This window comes from Microcoleus sp. OTE_8_concoct_300, from assembly GCF_031383065.1.
GTDB lineage: Bacteria > Cyanobacteriota > Cyanobacteriia > Cyanobacteriales > Microcoleaceae > Microcoleus.
The window spans coordinates 1-4,310 of sequence record NZ_JANMZH010000121.1 but is presented as its reverse complement, the minus strand read 5'-3'; the positions used below and the strand labels follow the sequence as shown (position 1 = coordinate 4,310).

4 protein-coding genes are annotated in these 4,310 nt (G+C 46.0%); all 4 read left to right on the top strand.

What is annotated here, in order from left to right; all coding sequences use genetic code 11:
- Nucleotides 1–330 precede the first annotated feature (330 nt).
- The 4 genes from ACUVJL_RS05885 to ACUVJL_RS05870 all read left to right on the top strand — a co-directional run bounded on the left by ACUVJL_RS05885 (nt 331) and on the right by ACUVJL_RS05870 (nt 3,468).
- The gene (locus tag ACUVJL_RS05885) at nt 331–717 is read left to right on the top strand and encodes a hypothetical protein (RefSeq protein WP_445244999.1); all 387 of its coding nucleotides are present in this window, start codon (nt 331–333) and stop codon (nt 715–717) included.
- Entirely contained in the window at nt 710–907 is a 198-nt protein-coding gene (locus ACUVJL_RS05880; protein WP_445244998.1) for a hypothetical protein, read from the top strand. Before ACUVJL_RS05885 ends, ACUVJL_RS05880 begins: the two co-directional genes overlap by 8 nt.
- Before the next feature lie 147 nt (nt 908–1,054).
- A complete protein-coding gene (locus ACUVJL_RS05875; RefSeq protein WP_445244997.1) occupies nt 1,055–1,495 on the top strand; it encodes a hypothetical protein in 441 nt (146 codons plus the stop codon).
- A gap of 344 nt (nt 1,496–1,839) precedes the next feature.
- The gene (locus ACUVJL_RS05870) at nt 1,840–3,468 is read left to right on the top strand and encodes a bifunctional DNA primase/polymerase (RefSeq protein WP_445244996.1); all 1,629 of its coding nucleotides are present in this window, start codon (nt 1,840–1,842) and stop codon (nt 3,466–3,468) included.
- Nucleotides 3,469–4,310: the final 842 nt, after the last annotated feature.

Here is a 4,310-nt window from a genome sequence, read left to right as displayed (position 1 = left end):
CATTTTTGTTGTGCGGCGAGAATTTAAACTAACCAAATGCCCGTAAATTCCAAAAGACTGCTGTTATCTGTAGGAGGATCTAACAGCGGTCTTTGGATTTACACTCACCAGACGATGCCCTTAAACTCATCAGATATTTCCAAAGATTAAAAAACCGCTGCTTATGATTGGAACCCACCTTGGCAGCGGTCTTTGGACAAATCTCGTTTTAAGGGCAAAAACTTAAACTGATCGAGGATTTATAAACGCCAAAAAACCGCTGCTCTAGATTGGCGTCGAACGGCAGCGGCTTTTTGGTCCATGTTTAATCAGGCGGTGACAATCAAACTCATGACTACATCTCACTTTATTGAGGAGAATTTCACATCGGATTTTCCTGAAGATTCCAAGACGGAGGCAGACAAGAAAATTGTTATTGACAAATTGCTTGTTAACAAACTAACTGAACTCTTGATAAATTCTATTTACAGCGTCCACATTAGCCGCCGTTCTGAAATTTTTCTGACAAGTTTGGATATGCACTTGGCTGAAAATTCAATTAGCAACAAGAGCAACAAAGCTAGTCATGAATTTGCTGAAAAATCTTCACTACTGCTGGAGTCTTACCAAAAGGCTGTTCCCAAGTTATTGGGAAAGGCAGAGAATTCTTTGGAAGAAGCAATTGATTTAATTAATCTTATTGTGTCTGCCTCGGAAGCAGAGAGCGACAATGGGTAAAAATTATCGTCGCATTGACCAACTCAGAGCGATCGCTTTGGATTGTGGTTTTGGCAACGAAGATGCCAAGGACTTTGGCAAGCTGAGCAAAACTGCTACCTGGGAAGCAATGCTGGAAACTTACGGCGTTCCTTTTCCAGCAGACAACAGCAGTAATGTAGAAACACAAGACACAGAAGAAAGCGACTAATGAAAACGTGGGCCGGGGGGGAAGCCGGGTTTATGGCCCGCCCCCCCGGCCGCGCCCTCAGAATTTTAGGCGCCGCAGGCAACAGGGTCTGAGTAACACCCTGTATAAACACAAGAAAAAAAATAAATAAATAATAGTAGAAAGCCTATGAATAATAAAGTACACCCATTTTTTGAAGATGTTACACTGTGGGATTTTAATATGAAGAAAAGTAAAGGAAAAAGTAAATGTGGGCGCGGTGGAGCCAGACCTGGAGCTGGTGGAGTTTGTCGCTGGAAACACGGGCGGACTAAATTGGTACGGCTTCCTGTGGCACTGCTGGATGAGATTTTGGAAGTGGCGCGGTATATGGATCAAAATGAGGGACGATTACCTCCCTCCGCTCCTCCCGTAATAACTTCGGGGCATCTCTCGGAGAGTTTGTCTGGGGAAGAACTCAAAGAATTTTTGGCTAAAAAAAAGGCACGGAAGCTGGCTGAAAAGGTAATGTGTGGAGATGAGCGAGTGGTGGTCAGCGATAAAACCTTTGCAGCTTTTGATATTTTTGATGTTCCCCTAGCCCAAAAAGTTAGGTCAAGCAGCCGATGAAATTTTTTGAGTGGCAGCTTGTCCGCTGTAGAGTTTGCTGTGAGTCTAAAGGCTGTGTCGGACAAGTTGACGCCAAAAAATTAGCGCAGCGGTCATCGGTTGCGATCGGGTAAGCCGTAGAATATTAATTGCTGGACTGAGCTTGGGCGACTGGGCTTATCCAGATGGAAGAAGCTTTAGAATTGCCTTTAGCATTTCCAAAAAAAAATGGCCGCTGTTTGGGCGGGCCACATCAAAAAAATTTCTTAATTTCAGTCTATCAGCGCGCGTGTTGCAGCGCAAACCTCTCCGAAAACCCGCCCAAAAAAAAGCGGTCATACTCTACGCCAACAAGCGGGTGAAGTATGACCTCGGTTTTAGATCTTAGCCAAGTATCCAGTTTCGATCTTTCAAAAATTCCTGACCTTTGGCCGCTAGTGTTAGTAGTGGGGAAGCAGCCCTATCAAAAAAATTGGGTAAAGAAGCAGTGCTCACGCTCAGAAATCCTCACTCAACTTGAAAGTGGCAAGGCTACAGGCGTTGGCTTGAAGTTGGGCAACGGGCTTCTGGCAGTAGATATTGACGGTGAATCTGCTGCCAAACTTTTACTTAAACTCTCTGGTCAAAATACTCTCACAGATTTTTTTGCAACAACTGCCTGGACGAGCGGCCGCCCTGGGCGCAGACAATATCTACTTTCTGTTGAGGAAAAAGATTGGTGTCGTTTGCCGAAATATTTACGAATTGGTACGGGAACTCTAGGAGATGATGGCAAGGAAGAGGGTCTGGAGTTTCGCTGGCTAGGAACTCAAAGCGTACTGCCGCCAAGTATCCACCCACTTACAAACAAGCCCTACATCTGGATTAATAATCCGCTCGAAACTCCCCCGGCGCTAGCTCCAGAATGGCTGATTGAACTCTGTGAAAATTGGCATAGCGAGTATGCGGGCATCAATGAAATTGATTTGGTGCGTTTTCCCTCGCGGTTGTTTCCCTATTTTCGCCGTCAGATGAGTGTCTGGTTGCTCGCGCGTCGCTTCGATATTGCGCGCTGGAATGATGCTGGCAAGTCTAAGGGCGTCGGAATCGGGAAATTTACCCTGACAGCGGCGAGTGTAATTTTGAGACGCACCCCGGGTCACATCAGAAGATGGCTTCGCGCTGCCAAAAAATCGGGACTAATCCGAACTTACAAGCAAAAAGGTGATTGGGTTACAGTTTATTACTCAAGCCTCGAAAGAGCGATCGCAATTGCAGGGCTAGATCAACTCGGCCCCGTCGCCGCCATAAATATTGATGACTTAAGAAATCTCCACATAATCGCTACAGAAGTGGAAGCACAGAATTTGCAACGACAATCTCTCTACCGTCAAAGGTTGGAAGAGGTCGAGCAAATAAAATCTCGGGGTGACGACCCGGGTAAAACCTTGACGCAAATAGTTAGACCGATTGACCTGCACACCTCCGGGCAACCCGCGCGGGTACTGGCAAAGGGCGATCGGTTTATTTATTGCGAATCAGGTTTCCGCTTTTACGGCGGTAGTCAGGTGTCGATCGCACAGCTTCGTGGATTGTCTCCCACGACTGTGAGTCGCCATCTTTCAAATAGTTATCGGTTGGTGCCGACACCAGTTCGAGGCTTTCGTGACGATTTACCCCCGGTTATTAAAAAGCAATTGGTAGAGAAACTGCCACAGCTTAAACAGATGCCGCCAAAACTGTGCATGGAAGAGGGTCTATTTTCCATGCACGGGGACTGGTGGAAGCCGCACTGCAATGTTTATCTATTGGATCATCGTTTGGTATCTGCCAAGCGGCGGCGGGCTCGAATACAGAGTCAAATAGATAAGGGGGACTTATTGGTCGAAAACAGCGAGCGGGGCGTTTTAGAGGATAAGTTTAAGTTATCTATGCCTCTAGAAGCTGAGCAGAAACAAAGACCGACAAACCAAAAAATTGGACTTTCCAACGGGGAAAGGGAAAATCAAAAATGATCATAGCCTTAGATAGGCGGGACTGACTCTAGAGAATCAATCCCAATAGGTATAAAGTTGGGGCTGCTTTAGGCTGAAATCCAGCCAGATTTGCCGACTTCAACTCCAATAAGTATATTGTCCTACCCAGCCCTAGCCATAACGTTTTTAAGCCCAGGCTCAGGATATGGGTTTATCCCCGCCTAATCTCTCGTACCTGACAACTTTTCTCGGCGATCACCTTTCTCACATACGCTGGCTGAAACCTACAATTTTCGTTCCGCTCTGAAACTTTTTCTGAGGCGAACATTGTATAAGCTTGTGCTGGATGCCATCGCCTGAAATCTACAATCTTCGTTACGATCGCCAAACTTTTTCCTTGTGAACATCGTATAAAAGGTTTTTAAAAAGCAGTTCCGTGCTTCCCTTGATTTGCATCTGAGTGTTTTTTAAAAACCAACCTAAAATCAGATCAATGATTACCTAGGAAATACCCCATGCCCGCCTAACCTTTTTGGGATTGTAACGGAATGTAACGTTTATCTCTGGCCCTACGATTTGGGAAGTAACCTGACTCCCTAGACTCTGCCCCATTGCCGAGATTGTCTGTCCCGCCTAATAGGTGGCACCCGTTTATAGAAATAGTTAGGTAGAGGTAGCAGCCATTTATGGAAACGGTAATGAGTAACGAAGCTGTAGCAGTTTCAAGCCCAGGGTCAGTTTATTGCTCTATCCTGACCGAGACGTAATGCTTTTGAGTCCTGGATGGGGAAATACCATTATGCTGACTTCGCTGCATCAGTTTCAAGCCCTGGGCTGAGAAAAAGGGCTACCCCGGATCAGATTGGCTGTCCGGGACAGAC

What these genes read in the sequence shown, in the direction of transcription:
- ACUVJL_RS05885 (WP_445244999.1), top strand. Translation starts at nt 331, where the DNA reads ATGACTACATCTCACTTTATTGAGGAGAATTTCACATCGGATTTTCCT.
- ACUVJL_RS05880 (WP_445244998.1), top strand. Translation starts at nt 710, where the DNA reads ATGGGTAAAAATTATCGTCGCATTGACCAACTCAGAGCGATCGCTTTG.
- ACUVJL_RS05875 (WP_445244997.1), top strand. Translation starts at nt 1,055, where the DNA reads ATGAATAATAAAGTACACCCATTTTTTGAAGATGTTACACTGTGGGAT.
- ACUVJL_RS05870 (WP_445244996.1), top strand. Translation starts at nt 1,840, where the DNA reads ATGACCTCGGTTTTAGATCTTAGCCAAGTATCCAGTTTCGATCTTTCA.